The organism is Mesorhizobium sp. LSJC269B00, assembly GCF_000502815.1.
Lineage (GTDB): Bacteria > Pseudomonadota > Alphaproteobacteria > Rhizobiales > Rhizobiaceae > Mesorhizobium.
In genome coordinates, this window is sequence record NZ_AYVN01000005.1 from 21,672 (window position 1) to 45,311 (window position 23,640).

At 62.8% G+C, this 23,640-nt stretch carries 24 protein-coding genes; 14 read left to right on the plus strand and 10 right to left on the minus strand.

The window, feature by feature from the left end; genetic code table 11:
* Positions 1 to 2: 2 nt before the first annotated feature.
* From X771_RS151590 to X771_RS151530, 13 genes are all read left to right on the plus strand, one after another.
* The gene (locus X771_RS151590) at positions 3 to 1,355 is read left to right on the plus strand and encodes an FAD-binding oxidoreductase (protein WP_023688096.1); all 1,353 of its coding nucleotides are present in this window, start codon (positions 3 to 5) and stop codon (positions 1,353 to 1,355) included.
* A 124-nt stretch (positions 1,356 to 1,479) separates the two neighbouring features.
* Positions 1,480 to 1,923: an EamA family transporter gene (locus X771_RS151585; protein ID WP_023688097.1), complete on the plus strand. Its 444-nt coding sequence runs from the start codon at positions 1,480 to 1,482 to the stop codon at positions 1,921 to 1,923.
* The gene (locus X771_RS151580; RefSeq protein WP_023688098.1) at positions 1,920 to 2,927 is read left to right on the plus strand and encodes an NAD(P)-dependent oxidoreductase; all 1,008 of its coding nucleotides are present in this window, start codon (positions 1,920 to 1,922) and stop codon (positions 2,925 to 2,927) included. Before X771_RS151585 ends, X771_RS151580 begins: the two co-directional genes overlap by 4 nt.
* Positions 2,928 to 2,994: 67 nt before the next feature.
* Positions 2,995 to 4,425: an aspartate aminotransferase family protein gene (locus X771_RS151575; RefSeq protein WP_245260644.1), complete on the plus strand. Its 1,431-nt coding sequence runs from the start codon at positions 2,995 to 2,997 to the stop codon at positions 4,423 to 4,425.
* Positions 4,426 to 4,458: 33 nt separating this feature from the next.
* On the plus strand, positions 4,459 to 5,685 hold the full coding sequence (locus X771_RS151570; RefSeq protein ID WP_023688100.1) for a DUF2029 domain-containing protein: 1,227 nt from the start codon (positions 4,459 to 4,461) through the stop codon (positions 5,683 to 5,685).
* Positions 5,682 to 6,437, plus strand: a complete 756-nt coding sequence (locus tag X771_RS151565) for an FkbM family methyltransferase (RefSeq protein WP_023688101.1) — start codon at positions 5,682 to 5,684, stop codon at positions 6,435 to 6,437. Before X771_RS151570 ends, X771_RS151565 begins: the two co-directional genes overlap by 4 nt.
* 154 nt (positions 6,438 to 6,591) lie before the next feature.
* Positions 6,592 to 9,153: an FAD-dependent oxidoreductase gene (locus X771_RS151560; protein WP_023688102.1), complete on the plus strand. Its 2,562-nt coding sequence runs from the start codon at positions 6,592 to 6,594 to the stop codon at positions 9,151 to 9,153.
* Positions 9,154 to 9,291: 138 nt separating this feature from the next.
* Positions 9,292 to 9,873, plus strand: a complete 582-nt coding sequence (locus X771_RS151555; protein WP_023688103.1) for a M50 family metallopeptidase — start codon at positions 9,292 to 9,294, stop codon at positions 9,871 to 9,873.
* Positions 9,870 to 10,049, plus strand: a complete 180-nt coding sequence (locus X771_RS151550; RefSeq protein WP_156935991.1) for a hypothetical protein — start codon at positions 9,870 to 9,872, stop codon at positions 10,047 to 10,049. The genes X771_RS151555 and X771_RS151550 overlap by 4 nt, the downstream gene beginning before the upstream one ends.
* Positions 10,050 to 10,143: 94 nt before the next feature.
* Entirely contained in the window at positions 10,144 to 10,989 is an 846-nt protein-coding gene (locus X771_RS151545; RefSeq protein ID WP_023688105.1) for a DUF1194 domain-containing protein, read from the plus strand.
* A 98-nt stretch (positions 10,990 to 11,087) separates the two neighbouring features.
* Positions 11,088 to 12,038: an ABC transporter substrate-binding protein gene (locus X771_RS151540; RefSeq protein WP_023688106.1), complete on the plus strand. Its 951-nt coding sequence runs from the start codon at positions 11,088 to 11,090 to the stop codon at positions 12,036 to 12,038.
* Positions 12,039 to 12,129: 91 nt separating this feature from the next.
* Positions 12,130 to 12,903, plus strand: a complete 774-nt coding sequence (locus X771_RS151535; RefSeq protein WP_023688107.1) for an ABC transporter permease — start codon at positions 12,130 to 12,132, stop codon at positions 12,901 to 12,903.
* On the plus strand, positions 12,900 to 13,697 hold the full coding sequence (locus X771_RS151530; RefSeq protein WP_023688108.1) for an ABC transporter ATP-binding protein: 798 nt from the start codon (positions 12,900 to 12,902) through the stop codon (positions 13,695 to 13,697). Before X771_RS151535 ends, X771_RS151530 begins: the two co-directional genes overlap by 4 nt.
* A gap of 13 nt (positions 13,698 to 13,710) precedes the next feature.
* On the opposite strand, the gene X771_RS151525 is transcribed toward X771_RS151530, so the two are convergent.
* The 3 genes from X771_RS151525 to X771_RS151520 all read right to left on the minus strand — a co-directional run bounded on the left by X771_RS151525 (position 13,711) and on the right by X771_RS151520 (position 15,682).
* Entirely contained in the window at positions 13,711 to 14,649 is a 939-nt protein-coding gene (locus tag X771_RS151525; protein ID WP_348524244.1) for a GlxA family transcriptional regulator, read from the minus strand.
* Between the two features lie 349 nt (positions 14,650 to 14,998).
* Positions 14,999 to 15,133, minus strand: coding sequence for a hypothetical protein (locus X771_RS1000000169740; RefSeq protein WP_023681787.1), 135 nt, complete (start codon positions 15,131 to 15,133; stop codon positions 14,999 to 15,001).
* Between the two features lie 363 nt (positions 15,134 to 15,496).
* The gene (locus X771_RS151520) at positions 15,497 to 15,682 is read right to left on the minus strand and encodes a hypothetical protein (protein ID WP_023681786.1); all 186 of its coding nucleotides are present in this window, start codon (positions 15,680 to 15,682) and stop codon (positions 15,497 to 15,499) included.
* 202 nt (positions 15,683 to 15,884) lie between these two features.
* Here X771_RS151520 and X771_RS151515 point away from each other — a divergent pair, with 202 nt between their 5' ends.
* Positions 15,885 to 16,784 (plus strand): LysR substrate-binding domain-containing protein, encoded by a 900-nt coding sequence (locus tag X771_RS151515; RefSeq protein ID WP_023670389.1) that lies wholly within the window; start codon positions 15,885 to 15,887, stop codon positions 16,782 to 16,784.
* A 124-nt stretch (positions 16,785 to 16,908) separates the two neighbouring features.
* Here the strand turns inward: X771_RS151515 and X771_RS151510 are convergent, their stop codons facing one another.
* From X771_RS151510 to X771_RS151485, 7 genes are all read right to left on the minus strand, one after another.
* Positions 16,909 to 17,874, minus strand: a complete 966-nt coding sequence (locus X771_RS151510; protein ID WP_023688109.1) for an alpha/beta hydrolase — start codon at positions 17,872 to 17,874, stop codon at positions 16,909 to 16,911.
* A 251-nt stretch (positions 17,875 to 18,125) separates the two neighbouring features.
* Positions 18,126 to 18,293, minus strand: coding sequence for a hypothetical protein (locus tag X771_RS1000000168790; protein ID WP_196813564.1), 168 nt, complete (start codon positions 18,291 to 18,293; stop codon positions 18,126 to 18,128).
* Between the two features lie 186 nt (positions 18,294 to 18,479).
* Entirely contained in the window at positions 18,480 to 20,609 is a 2,130-nt protein-coding gene (locus X771_RS151505; RefSeq protein WP_033001388.1) for an ASKHA domain-containing protein, read from the minus strand.
* Entirely contained in the window at positions 20,560 to 21,540 is a 981-nt protein-coding gene (locus X771_RS151500; protein WP_023688111.1) for a methyltetrahydrofolate cobalamin methyltransferase, read from the minus strand. Before X771_RS151500 ends, X771_RS151505 begins: the two co-directional genes overlap by 50 nt.
* Before the next feature lie 80 nt (positions 21,541 to 21,620).
* Positions 21,621 to 22,712, minus strand: coding sequence for a methylenetetrahydrofolate reductase (locus tag X771_RS151495; protein WP_023681780.1), 1,092 nt, complete (start codon positions 22,710 to 22,712; stop codon positions 21,621 to 21,623).
* On the minus strand, positions 22,709 to 23,332 hold the full coding sequence (locus tag X771_RS151490; RefSeq protein ID WP_023688112.1) for a methylenetetrahydrofolate reductase C-terminal domain-containing protein: 624 nt from the start codon (positions 23,330 to 23,332) through the stop codon (positions 22,709 to 22,711). Before X771_RS151490 ends, X771_RS151495 begins: the two co-directional genes overlap by 4 nt.
* Positions 23,325 to 23,627: a virulence factor gene (locus X771_RS151485; protein WP_023670397.1), complete on the minus strand. Its 303-nt coding sequence runs from the start codon at positions 23,625 to 23,627 to the stop codon at positions 23,325 to 23,327. The genes X771_RS151490 and X771_RS151485 overlap by 8 nt, the downstream gene beginning before the upstream one ends.
* Positions 23,628 to 23,640 lie beyond the last annotated feature (13 nt).

The following is a 23,640-nucleotide window of genomic DNA, read 5'->3' on the forward strand; positions in this document are numbered from 1 at the left end:
GCATGGCCGGCGAACGGTACCGGAGTTTTGGCCTCGCCACGCCGGCCGCAAAGCGAGCCATCGCGGCCGACGATGCCATCGCGCTGATGCGAAGCGGCAAGGCGACAAAGAACGCTCTGCTCGCCTATGGCAATGGCCGCTCCTACGGTGATTCCTGCCAGAACGAGCCAGGTGCGGTCGTGGACATGCGGCCGCTGAACCGCATCGGCGCCTTCAATGCCGAGATCGGCCTGCTCGAGGCGGAGGCCGGCGTGTTCCTCTCCGATATCATTGCGCACACTGCACCTTACGGTTTCTTTCCGACTGTGGTCCCAGGCACCCAGTTCGTCACCCTTGGCGGCGCGATCGCCAATGACGTCCATGGCAAGAACCATCACCGGCGCGGCACCTTTGGCTGCCATGTCGAGTCTCTCACCCTGCTGCGCTCGGATGGGCGGACCTACACCTGCTCGGCAACCGACAATGCAAGGCTGTTTGCGGCGACGATCGGCGGCATGGGGCTGACCGGCCTGATCCTGTCGGCCTCGATCCGGCTGATGCGGGTGCATTCGCTCGATATCGCCGAGAAGGTAACGCGGTTTGCCGATCTCGGCGAATTCTTCGAACTGGCCGAGGCCGCCGACCAGGCCAATGAATATGCCGTTGCCTGGATCGACCAGCTTGCCGGCGGCCATGGCCGCGGGCGCGGCCTGTTGTTGACAGGAAATCATGCCGAGTATGGCTCGCATGCGGCGTCTCGCGCCGGCTCCCGTTTTTCAGTGCCGTTCCAGCCGCCGTTCAATGTGCTCAACCGGCCGTTCCTCACCGCCTTCAACGCCGCCTATCGGTGGAAGAAGGGGCGCTCGCCGGGGCCGAGCCAAACCGGCTACCAGGGCTTTTTCTTTCCGCTTGATGGTGTCGGCGACTGGAATCGGCTGTATGGCCCGAAAGGTCTCTACCAGCACCAGAGCGTGGTGCCGGAAAATGTCGCGCGTCAGACCATGCCGGCGCTGCTCGAGGCGGCGCGACGGGCCGGGCAGGGCTCTTTCCTCACCGTGTTGAAGCGCTTCGGCTCGATCCGCTCGCCGGGGCTGCTGTCCTTTCCGCGGCCAGGCTTCACGTTGACGCTGGATTTCCCCAATCGCGGCGACAGGACGCTGGCCCTGCTCAGCGAACTCGACCGCATCACGGTCGCGGCCGGCGGCGCGGTCAACCCGTACAAGGATGCGCGCATGGGCGCTGATACTTTCGCGGCCTCCTTCCCGAATTGGCAGCGGCTTGAAGCGCTGCGCGACCCGGCGTTCGTGTCCAGTTTCTGGCTGCGGACGGCGAAAAAGCTCAACGTCCGGCCAGGGCGTGTCGAGGCAGCTGAATAGGTACAATCCGAATAAGTCATGGTGAATAGATCGTAAGTTGCGTGGTTTACTCAAAGCATTGTCGTGACTTCACGAAATGTTTGCAGGTTAGTAATAGGACCGTTGCGAGTGGCGGGTGCAAAATATGAAATACATCGTCTTCATTCTGTTCACGGTCATGACCAATGCCGCCGCGCAGCTGATGCTGAAGCAAGGCATGATGTCGCTCGGGCCGATTTCGTTCGAAGGCACCAATCCGCTTTTGAAGCTGTTGCAGATCGTTTTCAGCCCATGGGTGTTTCTCGGCCTGTGCACCTTCGTCATCTCGATGGCTTCGCATCTGTATGTGCTGTCCAAGGTCGAGCTCAGCTTTGCCTATCCGTTCCTCAGCCTTGCCTATGTCGCGGTTGCGATCTTCGCCTATTTCATCTTCCGCGAGGACCTCAATGCCTGGCGCATTGCCGGCATCGCCTTCATCTGCATCGGCACCGTGCTGATCGCGCAAAGCGGTCGAGACTTGGGCGGGAGCGGGCATGACGACCAAACCGCTTCCATCATCCCCGACAAGACCAGCGAGATCGTTCGATGAGACATGTTATTTTCGGCGGCGACGGCTTCGTCGGCCGTCATCTTGCCCCGAAGCTTGTGGCCGATGGTGAAGAGGTTGTCGTTGCCGACATCGTCAAGAGCGACCTGACGCACTATCGCAACGTTCGCTTCGTCACCTGCGATGTCACGGATACGGCCTCGGTGGCCAACATCGGATTGAAGGCCGACGACATGGTCTACAACCTGTCGGCCAAAATGCTGTCGCCGATCCAGGTGCGGGCCAAGCGTCACGACTTCTTCTTTCCGGTGAATTTCCACGGCACCGAACACATCATGCAGGCGATGGACAAGGCCGGCGCGTCCAAGCTCGTCCACTACACCACCGACATGATCTACGGCCACACGGTCACCCAGCCGATGACCGAGGAGCACCCGGTCGCACCGCTCGGCGAATATGGCTGGTCGAAGCAGAAGACCGAGGAGCTCGCCGCTCAATGGCGCAAGCGCGGCATGTCGATCTCGCTGTTTCGCCCGCGTCTGATCATCGGTCCCGGCCGGCTCGGGATCCTGGAAAAGCTGTTCAAACTGATCGACTGGAATTTTCCTGTGCCGATGATCGGCTCGGGCAAGAACCCCTATCAGTTCATCTCGGTGTTCGATTGCGCGGAAGCTGCCCGCGCGGCCTGGAAGGCAGGCGTGCCCAACCAGGCCTATAATCTGGGCTCCCTCAATCCGCCGCCGGTGAAGAAATTGCTGGGCGACCTGATCAAGCATGCCGGCTCGAAATCGCTGCTGATCCCGACGCCGGGCTGGGCGGTCAAGCGCACCCTCGACCTGCTCGATCTCATGAACATGCCGATCATGGATCCCGAACAATATCTGATCGCCGATGAGGAGTGCGTGCTCGACGTATCCAAGGCCGAGCGCCAGCTCGGCTGGGTGCCGCAATATCGCGACGAGGACATGCTGATCGCCGCCTACAGCGAATACCGCGCCAAGAAAGACGGGCTTGCCGTCACCGCCAATCATGTCCCCGCCGAATAAGTGGGACGACCAGGAGAACTCCGAAATGACCGTCATGGCCAAGCCTGAGCAGACGAACGCGCGCACCATGGTCGGCGCGCCGGCGTTGTCGCCTACCGCCATCGCCAAGCCCGACCTGATCAGCGTCGAGCAGGCGAAGGCGATGGATGTCGCGCGCATGACCGACCTGTTCAAGGCGCATCTCAATCCGGGCCAGCTGCATTTCATGAAGCTGCTCGGCTTCCACAAGATCAAGATCGAGCGTGCCGAAGGCATGTTCTACATCGACCAGAACGGCCGCAAGATTCTCGACTTCTTCGGCGGCTTCGGTTCGCTGGCCTTCGGCCACAACCATCCGCGCATCCTGGAGGCCCGGCGCAAATTCCAGGAGGAGAAGCGCCAGGAAATCGCCATCGCCTTCATGTCGCAATATGCATCGGCCCTTGCGCACAACATCGCCAAATGCTCGCCCGGCGATCTCGACATGGTGTTTCTGGGCTCGTCGGGTTCGGAAGCGATGGAAGCGGCGGTGAAGCTCGCCGAGCGCGCCGCCGGGCCTAAGAGGCCAAAAATCGTCTATGCCGAGAATTCCTTCCACGGCAAGACCAAGGGCGTGCTCGGCATTACCGATGGCCAGCTCTACCGCGCGGACTTCAAGATGGCTGAGAACACCGTTCGCATTCCGTTCGCCGATATCGAAGCGGTCGAGCGGCTGTTCCGCTCCGACCCGGAGGTCGGCGTCATCGTGCTTGAGACAATCCAGGGCGGCGGCGGCATCATCCAGGCAGAGGCGCAATATTGGCAGAAGCTGCGAGCGCTGTGCGACCAGTATGGCGTGCTGTGGGTGGCGGACGAAGTGCAGTGCGGCTATGGCCGTTCGGGACGCTTCTATGCCTTCGAGCATTATGGCGTCGTGCCCGATGTGACGGCGCTGGCGAAATCGCTCGGCGCCGGCAAGGCGGCGGTCGGCGCGATGATCGCCCGGCGCGAGGTCTATATGAAGGCCTATGGCACGCCGAAGACGGCGATGATCCATGCCATGGCCACCTTTGGCGGCATGGGCGAGGCCTGCGTCACCGCGATCGAGGGCATCAACGTGCTCTATGATGAGGGGCTGATCGACAACGCCGCCACTACCGGCGACTATCTGCTTCAGCGCCTGCAGGCGCTGAAGGAGAAGTACCCGAAGATCATCAAGGATGTGCGCGGCAAAGGCTTTATGGTCGGGCTCGAGTTCCACGACTTCTCGCAGACCTTACCGATGGTGCTGCGTCCGATCGTCAGCGTCCTCGACGACAAGCTGAAGGGCTCGCTGTCGGGCTTCGTCGGCGCGCTGTTGCTGCGCGACTATGACGTGCTCGTCGCCTTCACCGAATACAACCGCAACGTCATCCGTCTCGAGCCGCCGCTGATCTGCCAGCGCGAGCATGTCGACCATTTCGTCGATGCCTTCGATAGCCTGCTGTCGCGCGGCATCGTGGGGATCGTGAAGGATTTCGTCAAAAGCCAAGTCCGTTAAAGAAGTCCGTTGAGCGAAGTCCCGAGTCCGACAATGCTGAGCAAGTCTCCCGCCCCGCAAAACACACTCGACCGGCTGACCGCGGCCGCTCTGGCGTGGGGCGAGGGGACTTATGCGCGATGGGCCGCGCCAATCGGCGCGATCGCGTTTTCGCTCTATATCCTGCTGACAGCGTTTACCGCCTGGACGATGCCCGATGCCAATTGGGACATGCTGCCTTATCTCGCAATCGCCGAGGAGGGCGCTTACCCAGATGCGCAGGCGCTGCATGACTATGCCTACAGGACGGTCCAGGCCGGCGTTTCGGCCGCCGACTACAAGGCGCTGACAGACGATGGCGGCGGCTTCCGCAGCCATATGGCGCAAAATGCCGCCGACTTCCACTCGCTGCTTGGCATGTACCGGATCAAGTTCCTCTATGCCGAGATGCTGTCGACGATGAGTTCGGTGATGTCGCCGGTCGAGGCGATGCGGGTGCTGCAGGTGGTCTCGGTCCTGCTGTTCGGGATGATCACGCTGCTGTGGCTGCGAACCGAAGGTGCGCTGGCGCTGGCGCCGGCGGCCGGCGCGGTACTGATCATGGCCGATTTCGGCGACGCGGCGCGCGCCTCGACTCCGGATCTGATGTGCTCGGCCCTGTTCCTCGGCGGGCTGTTTGCTTATGTGCGCGGCCGCGAGGCAGCGACCGCTTTCCTGCTTTTCATGGCCTTCATGGCGCGGCCGGACAACATCGTGTTCCTGGCCATTTTCGCCGTGCTGCTGCTGGTCTTCCGGCAGCGGGCGTGGGGCGCGCTGGCCGGCTTTGCCGCGTCCTTCGTCGCCTATTTCGCGATTTCGCACTGGGCCCAACATCCCGGCTGGTGGCCGCATCTGTGGTTCTCCAGCATCGAGCAGCACTACAATATGGATGGCTTCGAGCCGCCGTTCTCGGTTGGCGCCTATCTCAAGGCGTTTGCCGCATCCTTCATTCGCGCCATCAGCATCAACAGCTGGGTCGGGGTCTCGGTTCTGGCGCTGGCCGCGTGGTTTGCGCTCGGCCGCGCCGGCTTCCGGCTCGATCGTCGCGCCGGCATCCTGCTTGCAGCACTGGTGCTTGGCGTGCTGGCGAAATTCACCGTCTTTCCGATCCACGACACCCGCATCTACTTCCCGAACCTTCTGCCGCCCTACCTTTTGCTTGTCGGCCCGATCATGGCGCTGTGGGCGTCGGCAAGCCTGAATGGAAGGCGGCCCATCGCCATACCTGGAGGTAAGCCATGAGTTCCATTTCCGGGCTGGCGCGCATCGCCCTTTCGCTCGGCCTGCCCGCCGGCCTGCTCGATCGGGGGCCGGCGTTGCGTGGCACGAAATTCCTGGCCAAGGCGGCGCTGAAGGCGCGGTTTGGCGGTGGGCAAGCCTTCCAGATGGTCAATGTCGGCGCTTGCGACGGCGCGCTGTTCGACGACGTCACGCCGTGGCTGCACCGCATTCCGCGGGCGCGGGCCGTGCTGGTCGAGCCGATCCCGTACAATCAGAAGCGGTTGCGGGCCAACTATCCCGACACGGAACGCTTCGTCATCGAACCGGTCGCGGTGACGAAGACCAAGGGCACGATCACCGTCCACACTTTCGATGCCGCGGCACTCGAGGCCGGCACGCTGCCGATCGAGTTCATCGGCTGCTCGTCGGTCACCGACACCAATCTGATGTCGGGCAAGAATGCCTGGGGCGAGGACGACGCCAATTTCAACAAGTTCGCGCCGCACGTGAGGGATATCGAGGTGCCGTCGGAAACGCTGCAGACGCTGCTCGACCGCAACGGCATCACGCATATCGACGCCTTCCTGGTCGATTGCGAGGGCGCCGACTGGATCGTCTTCGAACAGCTCGATCTCAAGCGCTATCGTCCGGGCATGATCAAGGTCGAGGTCGGCGCGCTGCCGGCGGCCGAAATCGGCGAGGTAGTGGTCAAGCTCAAGACATCAGGCTACCAGGTCGGCTTCCAGGCCGAGGACATCTGGGCCTTCGCCTGAGATAGATCGCCACTGGCGGCACGCCGGCGCGCCGGGTCGCGTCGCATCCGCGACGTGTCGCAAACAGGCGGTAGCTCCATCCACGTCCTCTGCATATTGTGCGCCATTCGAACGGGCGCGGACACGCCCGCTTTATCCCCTTGGAGTCGCGGCAATGGCAGAGTTTCCGAAACAGGCGAAGGTCGTCATCGTCGGCCTGGGTGGCATTGTCGGCGCGTCGATCGCCCATCATCTGATCGAACGCGGCTGGACCGACATTGTCGGCATCGACAAATCGGGCATCCCGACCGACATCGGCTCGACGGCGCATGCCTCGGACTTCTGCTACACCACCAGCCATGATTTCCTGTCGTGCTGGACGACGCTCTACTCGATCGATTTCTACGAAAAGATGGGCCATTATGCCCGCATCGGCGGCCTCGAGGTGGCGCGCGTCGGCGACGACAGCCGCATGGACGAGATCAAGCGCAAGATCGCCTCGGCCAAATCCTTCGGCACCCGCGCCCGGCTGATCGAACCGGCCGAGATCAAGGAAAAATTCCCGCTGATCGAAGAGTCCATGGTGCAGGGTGGCCTTTGGGATCCCGATGCCGGCCTGGTCATCCCGCGCTCGCAGACCGTCGCCGGCAAGCTGGTCGACCAGGCGGAAGCGTCCGGCAAGTTGAAGTCGTTCGCCAACACGCCGGCCAAATCCCTCATTGTCGAGGAAGGCCGCATCAAGGGCGTCGTCACCGACCGCGGCACGATCATGGCCGACTATGTCATCGTCTGCGCCGGCATCTGGGGCCGGCTGATCGCCGAAATGGTCGGCGAAGACCTGCCGGTCATGCCGATCGACCATCCGCTGACCTTCTTCGGGCCTTACAACGAGTTCGCCGGCACCGGCAAGGAGATCGGCTGGCCGCTGCTGCGCGACCAAGGCAATTCGGCCTATATGCGCGACACCGGCGATCCCAAGACTGCCGAGGGCGGCCAGATCGAATGGGGTTACTACGAAGAGACCAATCCGCGTCTTTGCCATCCGCGCGATTTGCTGGAAAAGGATCAGGCGCGGCTGTCGCCGTCGCAGCGCGATCTCGACATGGAGCAGATCCTGGCGCCGCTTGAGCGCGCCATGGAACTGACGCCGATCCTGGGCGAACTCGGCTACAATGAAAGCCATTCCTTCAACGGCCTGTTGCAGGTGACCGCCGATGGCGGCCCGTCCATGGGCGAGAGCCAGAAGGTGAGGGGCCTCTGGTACGCCGTCGCCATCTGGGTCAAGGACGGCCCCGGCATGGGCAAGCTGATCGCCGACTGGATGACGGACGGCCGCACGGAAATCGACCATCACGCCATCGACTATGCGCGCTTCTATCCGCACCAGACGAAAGAGCAGTTCATCTGGGATCGCTGCACCGAGACGGCGATGAAGGTCTACAATCCAGCGGTGCATCCGCGCGAGCCGTTCTCCAAAGGCCGCAACATCCGCCGCTCGCCGTTCTGGGAGCGCGAGAAGGAGCTTGGCGGTTACTTCATGGAGCTGGGCGGTTGGGAGCGCGCGCATGGCTATGCCGCCAACGAGCATCTGCTGGAGAAGTATGGCAACCGGGTTCCCATACGTGAGAACGAGTGGGACAATCGCCATTTCTGGCGGGTGTCCAATGCCGAGCACCTGGCGATGAGCGAGGATTGCGGCATCGTCAACCTCTCGCATTTCTCGATGTACGACATCGAAGGGCCGGATCATGTCGCGCTGCTGGAGTGGCTGTGCGCGGCCAAGATTGGTGGCGACAACAACATCGGCAAGGGTATCTACACCCACTTCCTCGACGAGGAAGGCATGGTGCGCGCCGACTTCACCGTCATCCGCATGGCCGACCGCTGCCGTCTGATCGACGGCGCCGACGCCGGTCCGCGCGACTTCCGCTACATGCAGCGCACCGCGCAGGACAAAGGCTTTGACGTCACCATCACCGACGTGACGGAAAAATACGTCACCATCGGCATCTGGGGACCGAACGCGCGGGCGACGCTGCAGAAAGTGGTCGAAAATCCGGATGGTCTCTCGCTCGAGAACTTCCCCTTCGCGGCGATCAAGCCGGTCAGGATCGGCGGCAAGGACGTCACCGCCTTCCGCATCTCTTATGTCGGCGAGCAGGGCTGGGAACTGCATATGCGCTACGAGGACGGCCTGGCCGTTTGGGACGCGCTGCGCTCGACCGGCGTCATGCCGTTCGGCGTCGAGACCTATGCCAACACGCGGCGCATGGAAAAGAGCCTGCGCCTGCAGAACGCCGACCTTCTGACCGAGTACAATCTGCTTGAGGCCGACCTTGCCCGACCGAAGGTCAAGGAGAACGATTTCTGCGGCAAGGCCAAACATGTCGAATACCGCGCCCGCGAACACCAGCCGGCGATCCTGTGCACGCTGGTGATGACGGAAAACGTCGATTCGAAGGGTGTTGCCCGCTATCCCGTCGGCACCATGCCGGTGATGGATCCGAAGACCGGCGAAACCCTTGTCGACGAACTCGGCCGCCGCTCCTTCACCACGTCGATGGCCTATGGCCCGACCATCGGCAAGAACATCGGCCTCGCCTATCTGCCCTGGGCCCACGCCCAGGAGGGCCGCAAGTTTGCCATCGAATATTTCGGCGAGACCTACCCGGTCGAGGTGGCTGCCGTCGGCTACAAGCCGCTCTACGATCCGGAGAATTTGAAACCGCGGAGTTGAGCGCCGTCGATTTCTCGGCAGCACCGCTCATATTGGTGTGACGCAAAACGAACAGATGAAAGCCCGGCTCCTTGCCGGGCTTTTCTCTTTGTAAGCTGGCAATTCTCGCCTACCGTCGCTTCGGGCGGAGTGAAGCACTTGCGGCGATTTGGCTGGGACAGGAAGAGCGATGCGCTGGTGTTCAGCGTGAATGGGAACATCCCCGTTCTCGTCAGCTGGACCTTTGCCATCCCGGTTGTCCTGCCCTTTCTGCACGAGTGGTCGACGCGTCCCAAAACCGCGCTGATCCACACATCGATCTTTGCCGCACTGTTTTTCGTATCGGTGTTCCTGCACGAACTGGCGCACACATGGGTTGCCCACCGGCAAGGGATCGGCACCAACAGGATTGAGCTTTATCTGTTTGGCGGGGTTGCCTACTTCAAGCGCGGCGCCACGTCGTCCTATGGTTGGGCGTGGATTGCGTTTGCCGGACCCCTGACCAACATCCTGTTGGCGGCGTTTTTCGCTGCTTCCTATTATCTGATCGCCAAACCTTTGGCGCCTGTCGAATCGGACAGCTTGTTCAGTGCGCCGCCTCCAATGCCGATGACTTATCTTGCGTGGACGCTATGGATCGGCGCCATGTTGAATGGCTTGCGCGGCGCTTCGGCGAGGGGCGGGCGGCGCGTATCGTCGGGTTCTGCGGTGTCGTGCTGTCGGTATTGCGTTTCGCCGTGATCCTGCCCGCCGCGATAGCAGGCATCCTGTTGTGGCTGCCGCCATCATTCAAGCCGAACTGGAGGGCGCTTCGTGGCATCGGCAGAAAGAAGTCCCGTCCAAACCCGGAAGCGGCGAAGGCCGGAGCCGACGACGTGGAATGGCGCGGCAAAGGTGGGCGACCCATCAACAAATGAGGCCGAACCGCGCCGCCGTTTCGGGGTTAGATGTAGAAGCCCTCAGTCCCGGCTTTTTGCTTTGTCAGCAGCCGGTTTTCGCTTACCTTCGGGTATGTCTGCTTTTTCTTGCGCACGACATTTCCTTTCAGGCAGCGCCGCGCTGGCGCTGGGGCTCTGGCTGGTGCCGCCGGTTCAAGCCGCCGAGCCGGTCGACGTCGAGCTGGTGCTGGCCGTCGACGTGTCGCTGTCGATGTCGCCGGGCGAACTCGAAATCCAGCGTCGCGGCTATGCTGCTGCGCTGACGCACGACAATGTTCTGCAGGCCATCGCCGATGGCGCCTACGGCAAGGTCGCCGTCACCTATGTCGAATGGGCGGGTGCGACCACGCAGCAGGTCGTCGTGCCGTGGACGGTGATCGCCAGCCGGGCCGATGCCGAGCGGGTGGCCGCGCAGCTTTCCGCCCATCCGCCGGCCAGCGCCCGGCGCACCTCGATTTCCGGCGCGCTGGAATTCGGCAGCGATCTGTTCGCCGAAAGCGGTTTTCAGGGGACAAAGCGCGTCATCGATATTTCCGGCGACGGGCCCAACAACCAGGGCGCGCCCGTCGACATCACCCGCGACGCGGTGGTCAAGCAAGGCATCATCATCAACGGCCTGCCGCTGATGACGCGCGGCGGGTTTGGCGGCGCCTATGACGTCAACAATCTCGACCGCTACTACAGCGACTGCGTCATCGGCGGTCCCGGATCCTTCATGATCCCGGTCAATGACTGGACGCAGTTTCCCGAAGCCATCCGCCGCAAGCTGGTGCTGGAGCTGGCCGGCGCCGCTTCGCCGCAACGGGCGCGCGAGGAGGCCGAGCATCCGCCGGTGGTGCTGGCGCAGGACCGGCCGACCGACTGCCAGGTCGGCGAAAAGATGTGGCGCGACCGCAGCTGGATGTTCGATGCGCGTTAGCGTTCGCATCATCACGCTGCCGTGAAGGGCCGGTTTCATTGACAAGCCCATGGGCGTCTGTGACACAATCGGCATCCGAAAAAACAAGGGGAACCGACATGAACAAGACCATCGTCGCTGCCGCGGTATTGGCGCTTGCGGCTGCAATATCCGTGCCGGCCGAGGCTGCCACATCGGTCACCATCGGCATCAGCGGATGGACCGGCTTTGCGCCGCTGACGCTCGCCAAGCAGGCCGGCATCTTCGAGAAGCATGGCCTCGACGTGACCCTGAAGAAGGTGCCGCAGGCCAGCCGGCCGCTCGCCATCGCCAGCGGCGATCTGCAATGCGCCGCCACCACGGTCGAGACCTGGCTGGTGTGGAACGCCTCAGGGGTGACCACCAAGCAGATCTTCCAGCTCGACAAATCCTATGGCGCCGACGGCATTGTCGTGCGCAACGACATCAAGACCGTCGCCGACCTCAAGGGCAAGAATGTCGCGTCCTCGGCGCCGGGCACGTCGCCCTATTTCATGCTGGCCTGGGTGCTGAACAAGAACGGCCTGTCGACCAAGGATGTGACCGTCGTCAACCTGGAACCGGATGCGGCGGCGCAAGCCTTCCTCGCCGGCCAGAACGATGCGGCGGTCACCTATGAGCCGTTCATCTCGGCGGTGCGCGACAAGTCCGATCAGGGCCACATATTGGCGACCACGCTCGACTACCCGATGGTGCTCGACACGGTCGGCTGCACGCCTGAATTCCTCACCGCCAATCCCGACGCCGCCAAGGCGCTGGCCGACAGCTATTTCGAAGCGCTCGACCTGATCAAGAGCGATCCGCAGAGATCCTACGAGATCATGGGCGCCGACGTGAAGCAGTCTGCGAAAGAATTCGAGGATTCGGCGAAATACCTGAAATGGGCCGACAAGGCGGAGAACAAGCAGTTCTTCACCAAGGAATTCCAGGACTTTTCCAAGACCGCCGGCGAGCTTCTGCTGCAGATGGGGTTGATCAAGGAAGCGCCAGACGTTGCCACGCTGGCCGACACCAGCGCGGTGGCGAACTGACAGGCCTCGCCTTTGACCATTGTGCGGCGGCGCCTAGGGCCGTCGCTCTCTCCTGGACAAGTGATGATTTGACGATGCGGACGATCTGAAGATGCGCCCCTTGCATCCGGTGTCGCCGGGCATTCGAACCGTGCTTGGCATTTCCTTCTTCGTGCTGTTCGTCGCCTTCTGGGCGTGGATCACGCTTGGCGGCCACGTCAACCGCATCTTCCTCGCCGACCCGCTGTCGATGCTGCGGGATGGTTGGCGGCTGCTGGTCGAGGACCGCTTCTGGCTCGACATATTGATCACCATCTGGCGGGTCTTCGGCGGGTTCCTGCTGGCGTCGATCGTCGCCGTGCCGATCGGCATCGCCATGGGCGCCTGGAAACCAATAGAGGCGTTTCTGGAGCCGTTCGTCTCCTTCGCCCGCTACCTCCCGGCTTCGGCCTTCATTCCGCTGCTCATCCTGTGGGCCGGCATTGGCGAGCTGGAAAAGCTGCTGGTCATCTTCGTCGGCTCGGTGTTCCAGATCATCCTGATCGTCGCGGTCAAGGTGGGCTCGACGCGGCGCGACCTGGTCGAGGCGGCCTATACGCTGGGCTCGACCAACAGCGGTATCGTCAAACGGGTCATCATGCCGGCCAATGCGCCCGAGATTGCCGAGACGCTGCGGCTGGTGCTCGGCTGGGCCTGGACCTATGTCATCGTCGCCGAGCTGATCGGTTCGTCCTCAGGCATCGGCTACATGATCATCAACAGCCAGTCGCGGCTGGCGACAGGGCAGATCATCTTCGGCATCATCGTCATCGGGCTGATCGGACTGTTGTCCGACTTCGCCTTCAAGGCGTTCAATCGCTGGCTCTTTCCCTGGAGCCTGGCATGAGCAAGTTGCTTATCGAAGGCGTCTCGCGAACCTTCGCCGGCGTGCGCGGCGGGCAGCCGGTCAAGGCGCTGATGCCGGTCGACCTTGCGGTCGCGGCCAACGACTTCATCACCATTCTGGGGCCGTCCGGCTGCGGGAAGTCGACGCTGCTCAGGATCGTTGCCGGCCTGGAAGCGCCGAGCGAAGGCCGTGTGCTGCTTGACGGCAAGGCGGTGACGCGGCCGGGACCGGATCGCGGCATGGTGTTCCAGTCCTACACGCTGTTTCCGTGGCTGACGGTGGCGCAGAATATCGCCTTCGGCCTGCGCGAACGCAGCATGGCCGAAAAGGAGCGAGACGGGATCGTCGCTTCCTATGTCGACCTCGTCGGGCTGAAGGGCTTCGAGAACCATTGGCCAAAGCAGCTGTCCGGCGGCATGCAGCAGCGCACGGCGATCGCCCGGGCGCTGGCCAACGATCCCGAAATCCTGTTGCTGGACGAGCCGTTCGGTGCGCTCGACAACCAGACGCGCGGACTGATGCAGGAACTGCTGCTCGGCATCTGGGAGCGGCGCAAGAAGACAGTGCTGTTCGTCACCCACGACATCGAGGAGGCGATCTTCATCGCTTCGCGGGTGATCGTGATGAGCGCGCGGCCAGGCCGCATCAAGTCGGATGTCGCCATCGACCTGCCGCATCCACGCCACTACACGCTGAAGACCAGCCCGGAATTCTCAGGCCTGAAGGCGCGGCTGACCGAGGATATCCGCGTCGAGGCGATGCGCACAGTACAGGCGCAGCCCGCCGAAGCCTGAGTGCGTTTTCGGATCAGGCCGCCAGCAATTGCTTGCGGTCGACGCGCTCCTGCTGCGGCGAGCGGGCATAGAGCTCGCGGTAGCATTTGGAGAAATGCGACGCCGAGACGAAGCCGCAGGCGACCGCTACCTCGACCACCGGCATCGAGGACTGGATCAGCAGGTGCCGGGCGCGGTCGAGGCGGATTTCCAAGTAGTAGCGGGCAGGGGATCTGCCCATCTCGGTGCGGAACAGGCGCTCGATCTGGCGGCGCGACAGGTCGACATGGTCGGCGATCTCGATCAGCGACAGCGGTTCGGAGAGATTGCCTTCCATCAGTTCGATGATGGTCAGCACCTTGGAATTCTGCACGCCGAGGCGGGCGCGCAGCGGCAGGCGCTGGCGGTCGGTGGGGCTGCGCACGCGGTCGGTCAGCACCTGCTCGCACACGCGGTTGACCAGATTGTCGTCGAAATCGTCGCCGATCAGCTTGAGCATCATGTCGAGGGCGGCGGTGCCGCCGGCGCAGGTGTAGATGTTCTGGTCGATCTCGAAGAGGTCGGCAAAGACGTTGGCCTTGGGAAAGGCCTCGGAAAAGCCCGGCAGGTTTTCCCAATGGATGGCGCAGCGCTTGTTGGAGAGCAGGCCGGCGGCGGCAAGGATATGCGCGCCGGTGCACAGGCCGCCGACGGCGACGCCTCTGTTGTATTCCTCGCGCAGCCAGGCGAAGGCCGACCTATTCTGGTAGCGCTCGACATTCATGCCGCTGCAGACGATGGCCATGTTCGGCCGATCCGGCCCGGCCATTTTCTTGCGCTCTTCCTCGAGCGAGGTGTTGACGGCGCATTCGACGCCGTTGGAGGCGCGCACCGGCTTGCCGTCGATGCTGGCGAGGCGCCAGCGATAGGCCTCATAGCCGAGCATGCGGTTGGCCGAGCGCAGCGGGTCGAGCGCCGTCGCAAAGGCGATCATGGTGAAGTCCGGGACAAGGAAGAATACAAACGATCGCTTGATCGGATGCTTTACGGCGTTCAAGGGAACCTCACGCGGCCATGGCGCGAACAGGATGTCGCGAACAGCACAGCGACATCAGGAAAAACCATTCCTGTCAATCGGCTAGGGGGCTAAGCGGAAACTATATTTGCGACATGGGTCGCAAATGAGCAATCGTCCGGGATGACAGGCACGGGCTGCCGACGGATTGGGCATGGTGGCGGCGGCATAGGTGCCAAAAATGAGAAACGCCGCTTCGGTCAAGCCGAAGCGGCGCTGTTATCGACTATCGGCAGCGGCAGGGAAGCGCTGAGCGCTAGCCGTTATCTCAGGCAACGAAACCGAGGCGCACCGCATTCATGGCACCGGTCTGGCCGGGCATGGTATTGGCAAGGCGCTGGCGCTCGAGAGCGGTCGTCAGGTTCATTTCGCGGCGGGCAAAGAGGCGGGCAAAAAGCTTCATCATCATCTCCTATCGGTTGCTCAGACGGGTCGCCTTCGCTTGATGGAGTGGGGCAGCTCGTTTGCTGACGGTGATATAGGCCTGCGTGAGCAGAAACTAAATCGCAAATGCGAAGCGCTTGAATGGAAATGCGACATCGTTTGCGACATTATTGGGCATGGTGCCCAAAATTTACGATTACTTACAGTGTGTTACCGGCGACATTGAGGCGCCATGCAAGTGACGCATATGCGCCATGCAGCGGCGACACGGCTCTGAAAATCATTTGAGTGCAAATAAGTTGGAGAAAGCCTGCAGGGCCAATAGAGAAGGCCTGCCGGGCTGGTCTGCGCGGCAGGCCTTCAGCACAAGGTACACAATGGTTTACTTTGCTCCAGCCCAGGATCCGACGCCGTGGCGTGCACCGGTCTTGGTGTCGGCAGCTTCAGGCCAGCCGATATCCTTCTGCAGTTCGATCGGCAGCGAGCGGATCGCACGTTCGGTTTGGAAGCGGGCGCGGGCCGCGCTCAATTCGGTCGCAAGCCGACCGATGGATGACAGGATAGACATTTCATTCTCCTTTGGTTGTGGCACGTCCCGCATGAACGCGTTCCGTCGCCTGGATATTCCGCATCGAGTGCAATTCCGTGTCAGGAGCGTTGGAGCCATGGCACGTCCTGCCTTCGATGGAGTTGACTATCCTCCCAATCTGATGTTCAATCAAACGAAATGGAATGATGCTTCACATCAGAAAAATTGAAGGTCGATCCCGATGAACGCCCCACTCAATCATCCGCTGCCGCTGCTCGATCTCGACGTTTTGCGCACCTTCGTGGCCATTGCAGAGACCGGCAGTTTCACCACGGCGGCCAATGCGGTGTTCCGCACGCCGTCGGCGGTCTCCATGCAGATCAAGAAGCTCGAGGACATTCTCGGGCGCTCTGTTTTCGCGCGGGATGCGCGCTCGGTGACGCTGACCACGGATGGCGAGATGCTGCTCGGTTATGCCCGCCGGCTGTTGTCGATCAACCGCGAGGTGGTGTCGAAGTTCATCATCCCCGAGATCGTCGGCGTGGTGCGGCTCGGCTCGCCGGACGACTATGGGGAGCGCGTGTTGCCGCATGTGCTGAAGCGTTTCGCGCAGTCGCATCCGTCGATTGCCGTCGACGTCACCATCGACCAGAGCAGCAATCTGCGCCGCCGCATGGACGACCGGGCGCTCGACATCACGCTGCTGACCAATTCCTACAAGACCAGCGCACTCGGCGCCGAGGTGCTGCTCACCGAGCCGATCGTCTGGGCCGGCGCCAAGGGCGGCAGCGCGCATCTGCGCGAGCCTTTGCCGGTGTCGCTGTGGGAAGAGGGCTGCGCCTGGCGGGCCGGCGCGCTCGATGCGCTGAGCCGTGAAGGCCGCAATTACCGCATCGCCTATATGAGCGCCCACACGGCAGGCCAGCGCGCCGCCATCATGTCGGATCTCGCGGTTGCACCGTTGCCGAAGTCGTTCCTGGGCAACGACATGGTCGAGCTTTGCCCGAAGGACGGCATGCCCGATATCGGCACCTACAATCTGGCGATGGTGGTGTCGCCGGACGCCAGCGCGCCGGTCAAGGCCGTCGCCGACCATATCCGTGCGACGTTCGAGCTTTTCCGCGAAACCGGCAAGTTCTAGAGCGGTTCACCGTTTCACGGAAACGGCGAGCCGCTCTAACTCCTTGTTTTGACTCAATTCCCAAGGGAAAGCGCTACACGCTTTCCCGGGAAAACCGTTTTACACTTTTCCTGGAATTGCTCTGCTATTCCGCTGCTTGGGCGGGGCGCGCCGCGAGAGCGGGTCGCGCCGTGCGCCGCGCAGTTGCGCGCCGCTTGGTGGGCTCACCTTCAAGGAAGGCGACGATGCTGTCCCTGGCGCGACGCGCCTCCGGCATCTCGATCAGCGGCCAGACGTGGAACATGCCTTCCTCATAGACGACGTCGATATCGACGCCGGCAGCGCGTGCCTTTTTGGCGAAGATCAGATTGTCGGGGCTGAGCAGGTCGTGCGAGCCGGTCAGAAGCAGGGTCTGCGGCAGCACCGAGAGGTCGCCATAGAGCGGACTGATATGCCAGTCCCTGCGATCGATGCCGGCACTGTACATGCGGATCGCTTCCAGCCCGCCGGAAATGCCGAGCCACGGATCGTTGCGTTCCGCCTCGAACACTTCGGGGTTGGACAGCGACATGTCGAGGCCGGGTGAAATCAGCACGTGGCGCGACGGCAAGGGCAGGCCTTCCTCAGCCGCCATCATGGTCAGCACGACGGCCATGTTGCCGCCCGCGGAATCGCCCATGAAGACGATGTCTTCAGCGTCGGTCTCATCCAGCATCTGCCGGTAGACGTCGCCGACCATGCCGAACATGGCGTGGAAATCATGCTCCGGCGCGATGGGATAGATCGGCACGGTGATGCCGAAACCCAAGCGCTCGGCCACCTCGGCGATCAACCCCCAATGATAGGATGTGATCTGGAAGACATAGGCGCCGCCATGCATGTAGAGGATGCGCCTGCGTTCGCCGGCCTTCGGCGCGATTTCATAGACAGGGAAGCCATCGACGCTGCGCTCGGTGATATCGAGCTGCTCCCGCAGCAATGCCGGGGGATGATGATCCTCGGTCTTGCGGGCATAGGCGATCCAGCGCTGCAGGTTTTCCGGGCTGGCAAATGCCTTCTTGCGGCTGTGCCGGAGGATGAAGGAAACGAGGTGGCTTTTGAAACTGGGCATTCGCGTACACAAGCTCGGCCGCAGCCGACTAAGAGAATTCCCCCACTGTCTCGAAGATCGTACCTCCAGCCGAAATGTCAAGATTCTGGCCCAAGCCAACACGGTTGTTTGATCAGCCAGGTCCGCTGTTTTGCGCAGCGCGGCTCAGCGCCGGGGCAGCAGCGCGGCGCGCAGCTTGACGTCGGTCGCAGCCGGGACCATGCGGCGGCCCCGGCGCTTGGTCAGCAATTTGCACTTGTCGGCGAAGGTCATCAGCGGCCCGAGCCCAGGATCAGACGCGACAGGTTGGTCTGGGCGTCGATGCGCGGCGACACGGGCCAGCCGATGTCCTTCTGGATTTCGGGTGGCAGGTTGTTCATGGCGCGCACGGCCTGTGCATTCTTCATGGCCGCACGAAAACGGCCCAGGGTCTCGAACATCTCTATTCTCCTTTGGAGCGTTGTGGCGGCGGAATAGTCCGGTCCGCCATTCGATGTCCGTTAAATGCTTCACGTCTGTATCGGACGGATTGCGCCAAAACAGCGTTTCGGTTTCCAGATCGGTGCGATCTGGAAACATTTGCATACAAATGAAATTGGGCGAATTGGCGGCCTTCGTAAGGCGGCTTATTCCCGGCTGCGCCTGGCGGCATGGCCTTCGCGCGAACGCCGTCGCGGGGCGGCGTCGCCGGCGACGCCATCCTCGCTGACGGTTTTGCGTGGCGGCAATTTCACCGCCGCCGACAGTTTCGGGAACGGATCGACCTTGTTGGGAAGCGCCATGGCGTAGACGAAATGCTCCTGGAATTTCGGCTCCAGTGCGGTCTCGATCTTCTCGATGTGGCTGACCGTGTCCTCGATCTCGCGGCGATAGCCACGATTGAGCAGCGCCATGCGCGCACCGGCGCCGGCGGCGTTGCCGACGGCCGATACCTTGTCGAGGTCGCAGTCCGGGATCAGCCCAAGCACCATGGCGTATTTCGGATCGATGAACGAGCCGAAGGCGCCGGCGAAATGGATGCGGTCGACGTGTTCGGTGTTCTGCTTTTCCATCAGAAGCTTGGTGCCGGCATAGAGCGCCGCCTTGGCAAGCTGGATGGCGCGCACGTCGGTCTGCGTGATGGTGATCTTGGGTTCGCCTTCCTTCAAGACATAAGAGAAGGTGCGGCCGTTGACCGTGACGCGCGGCGACCGCTCGGCCAGCGACCCGTCGATCACTCCATCCTCGGAGATGATGCCGGCGAGGTACATTTCGGCCACGATCTCGATGATGCCGGAGCCGCAAATGCCGGTGACGCCGGTCGCCTGCACGCTGTCGAGGAAGCCGGGATCGTCGGACCAGAGTTCAGAGCCGATGACGCGGTATTTCGGCTCCAGCGTATCGGGGTCGATGCGCACGCGTTCGATGGCGCCGGGGGCAGCGCGCTGGCCGCCGGAGATTTCCGCGCCCTCGAAGGCGGGACCGGTGGGCGAGGAGGCTGCGACCACCCGCTTGCGGTTGCCAAGCACGATCTCGGCATTGGTGCCGACGTCGACGATCAGCATCATCTCGTCCTGGCGGTGCGGGCCTTCCGACAGCGTCACGGCTGCGGCGTCGGCGCCGACATGGCCGGCAATGCAAGGCAGCATATAGAGGCGGGCGCCCTGGTTGAGCTTCAGGCCGATATCGGAGGCTTTGATGCGCACCGCGCCCGAGACGGCGAGTGCGAAGGGCGCGCCGCCGAGTTCGGTCGGATCGATGCCGAGGAACAGATGGTGCATGATCGGATTGCCGACAAAGACGGAATCCAGGATGTCGTTGCGCTGGACATTGCCTTCCGCGCAGACCTTGTCGACCAGGCCCGAGATCGCCTCGCGCACGGCGACCGTCATGCCTTCGCGGCCGTCCGGGTTCATCATCACATAGGAGACGCGGCTCATCAGATCCTCGCCGAAGCGGATCTGCGGGTTGGAGGTGCCCGACGAAGCGGCGACGCGGCCCGACAGCAACGACACCAGATGCATGGCGATGGTGGTCGAGCCGATGTCGCAGGCCAGTCCATAGGCCTCGTTCTTGAGGCCGGGCCAGAGTGCTATGACGCGGGCGATGTCGCTTTCGGCATCCTTGTGGATGGCCGCGGTCGCGGTCCAGTTACCCTTGCGCAGTATGCCTTGCATCTGCGGCATCAGGTAGAAGTCGAATTCGAGGTTTTTAAAGCCCCAATCCTTCATCAAGGCGATCTTGAGGCGGTCGAGATCGCCCAGCGGCTTGTGCATGTCGGGCTCTTCGATCTCGACATAGCACATGCGGATCGCCGCATCGCGGGCGATGACGCGCGTGTCGGCATCCTTGCGGATGGTCTGGGCGTTGATGACCGTGTCCTGCGGCACGTCGATGACGAGGTCGCCGAGAATCTGCGCCGAGCAGGACAGGCGGCGCCGCTCGGGCAGGCCGCGGACGCGCTCATAGCGCTCTTCCTTGGCGCCCTTGGGCGAGATGTGGTCGTTAGACGAGACGATCTTGTGCTTGGCGAAATTGCCTTCCTGCACTTCGATCTGGCAGCGACCGCAGGTGGCGCGGCCACCGCAGACGCTCTCGACATAGACGCCGAGCTGACGCGCGGCATCGAGCACCGGTGTGCCGAGGGGAAACCGCCCGCGTTTGCCTGACGGCATGAACAGCACGAGCGGATCAGTAATGTTTGCAGGCGAGTTCACGATTGCGCGCTTATCCCCTGGCCATGCGGGCTTCACGGCCGCCGCGACGGCGACCGCCATTGCCATTGCCGCCGCCTTCGCCCGGAGCGTTAACCGCGGTGGGCGCTGCGACCGCCTGACCGCCTTCGGCCGGCTTGTAGTCCTTGTAGGTCCTGATCCAGTTGGTGCAGTTCTCGTCGGTGCCGTTGAGCACATTGGCGCCGCGCACGGCTTCCATTTCCTGCGGGCGCACCGGGTTCATGATCGCCGAGGTCATGCCGGCGCCGATCACCATCGGGATGAAGGCGGCGTTGATGCCGTGGCGGTGCGGCAGGCCGAACGAGATGTTGGACAGGCCGCAGGTGGTGTTGACCTTGAGCTCTTCGCGCAGGCGGCGCAACAGCGCGAAGACCTGGCGGCCGGCATCGCCCAGCGCGCCGATCGGCATCACCAGTGGGTCGACGACGACGTCATGCGCGGGAATGCCGAAATCGGCGCAGCGCTGCACGATCTTTTTGGCGACGGCAAAGCGCACATCCGGATCCATCGAAATGCCGGTCTCGTCGTTGGAGATGGCGACGACTGGAACGTTGTACTTCTTGACCAGCGGCAGGATGGCTTCGAGCTTTTCCTCTTCGCCGGTCACGGAGTTGACCAGCGGCCGGCCCTTGGCGACCTTGAGCGCTGCCTCGATGGCGGCGGTCACCGACGAGTCGATCGACAGCGGCAGGTCGACCAGGCCCTGGACGATCTCCAGCGTCTGCACGAGCAGGCCGGGTTCGGTTTCGTTCGGATTAACGGAGGTGACGCCGGCATTGACGTCGAGCATGGTGGCGCCGCAGGCGGCCTGTTCCAGCGCATCCTTGATGACGGTCTCGAAATTGCCGGCGATCATCTCGGCGGCCAGCTTCTTGCGGCCGGTCGGGTTGATGCGCTCGCCGATGACGCAGAAAGGCTGGTCGAAGCCGATGATGATCTCTCGTGTCGCCGAGGCGACGATGGTCCGGGTCATGAAGTCTCTCCGCCTGATATAAAGATTTCTTTATATCGTTGTCTGGTTTCATTCAAGCAAATGGCTGGCCGTCCGCGCCGTCAGTGCGCGGTCTTCACCATATCCACCTGCGTTTCGGTAATGTCGTCGTGCAGTATGCTCTCGAGCCGGTCGGCGACCATCTGATCGTCGTGGCGGATCTCGCGTTTCCAGGGCTGGCGGCCTTTCAGCACGCCCGATTCATCGACGATCTCGGCGACATATTCCTCCTGGCGGTACGCCATCACATGGATGCCGGAGACGCCAGGAATTTCCTTCACCTCGTTGATGATGTCGGTGCAGAGCTGCTTGCCTTCCTTCTTCTGGTCCTGGGCGCCTTCCAGCCGCTTGATGATGGCATCGGGAATATGGATCCCGGGCACGTTGGAGCGGATCCATTTGGCCGTCTTGGCCGAAGCCAGCGGGCCGACGCCGCACAGGATGAAAACTTTTTCCGTATGCCCTAGGTCCCGCGCCCTCTGCATGAAGGTTCTGAACATCGGCACGTCGAAGCAATACTGCGTCTGCACGAACTGCGCGCCGGCGGCGATCTTTTTGCCGAGATGGATCGGGCGGAAATCGAAGGGTGGCGCGAAGGGGTTGACGGCGGCGCCGAGGAAAATTTGCGGCGGCGTCGTCAACTTGCGGCCGGACAGGAACTTGCCGTTGTCGCGCATAATGCGGCAGGTTTCCAGCAACGACATGGAATCGAGGTCGAAGACAGGCTTGGCGCCGGGCTGGTCGCCGGCCTGGACGCCGTCGCCGGTGAGGCACAGCATGTTGGCGACCCCCATGGCGGCACCGCCCAGCACGTCGCCCTGGATGGCGATGCGGTTCCTGTCGCGGCAGGCGATCTGCATGATCGGCGCGTAGCCCATGCGGGTGAGCAGCGCGCAAATGCCGACCGACGACATGTGGCAGTTGGCGCCGGAGGCATCGACGGCATTGATGGCGTCGACCCAGCCGTCGAAGATTTTCGCGCGGTTATAGACGTCTTCGGGATCGGCGCTGTCGGGCGGGTTGAGCTCGGTGGTGACCGCGAATTCGCCGCGCCGCAGCACACGCTCCAGCCGGCCACGCGAGGAGTGGCCGGGCAGCGGATCGAGCGGCAGATGGATGCCGGCCGGGTTTTCATCGCGCTGGCGGCCGATCACGCGGCCGCTCCAGTGTTGGCTTTGGCCGCTGCTTCACGGGCCGCTGCCGACTGGGCCGTCACCCGCAGCCAGGCCGAGGTTTCGCGCAGCGACTGGTCGACCGGCTTCTGCACGGTCAGGATCCTGTCGCCATGCTCCATGTTCCGCGAGCCTTCCCAGGCCTTGACCCAGACGCAAGGCATATCGGGCTCGACCTCGCAATTGCCGTTGGCGCGCACACCGCCGCAAGGGCCGTTGCGCAGCTGCTTGGGGCAGTTCATCGGGCACGACATGCCGGTCGAGGACAGGATGCACTGGCCGCACATGCGGCAGTCGAACATGAAGCCCTTGACGCGCCTTTCGACAAACTTGATCGGCGCCTCGACGCGCCCATAGCCGAGGCCTTTCCAAAGCGGATGAAGAAGCAGGAACATGTCGGCGAACCTGGAGTAGAACCATTCGAGCAATCGCGAGTGCCGGATGGACCACAGCCTGATGGCAAACGACCGCTGCACGCGCCGCTGCGGCGACACGTCGGCCGGCTTGTAGTCGGATTTCGGCGCTGCTTTCTTGACCTGAGTGGCCTGGGTAACCGGCTGGGTAACCCTTGGCCCCTCTTTGGCAGGAGTGGTTTCAGACATTTTCTTTCCCGCCCGCCTTGACCAGAGCGACCAGCCGCTCGCGGTCGTATTTCGCGTCGATGTCGCTGAATGCCTTCTCGACCTCGGCTTCGAGGTCGTCGCCGACCGGGATTGGATCGGCCTTGCGCCATTCGGCGAGGTAATCGTCGGTGCCGCCGGCGCCGGTGCGCATGGCGCACATATCGATCGCCTCGGTGAAGCGCAGCGGCAGTTCGCGCTTGGCGTTCTGCCGGCCCTTCTTGACGATGACCTGGGCGGGGATGTCGCGCCAATAGACGACAATCAGATCGGCCATGAATTCTCTCACT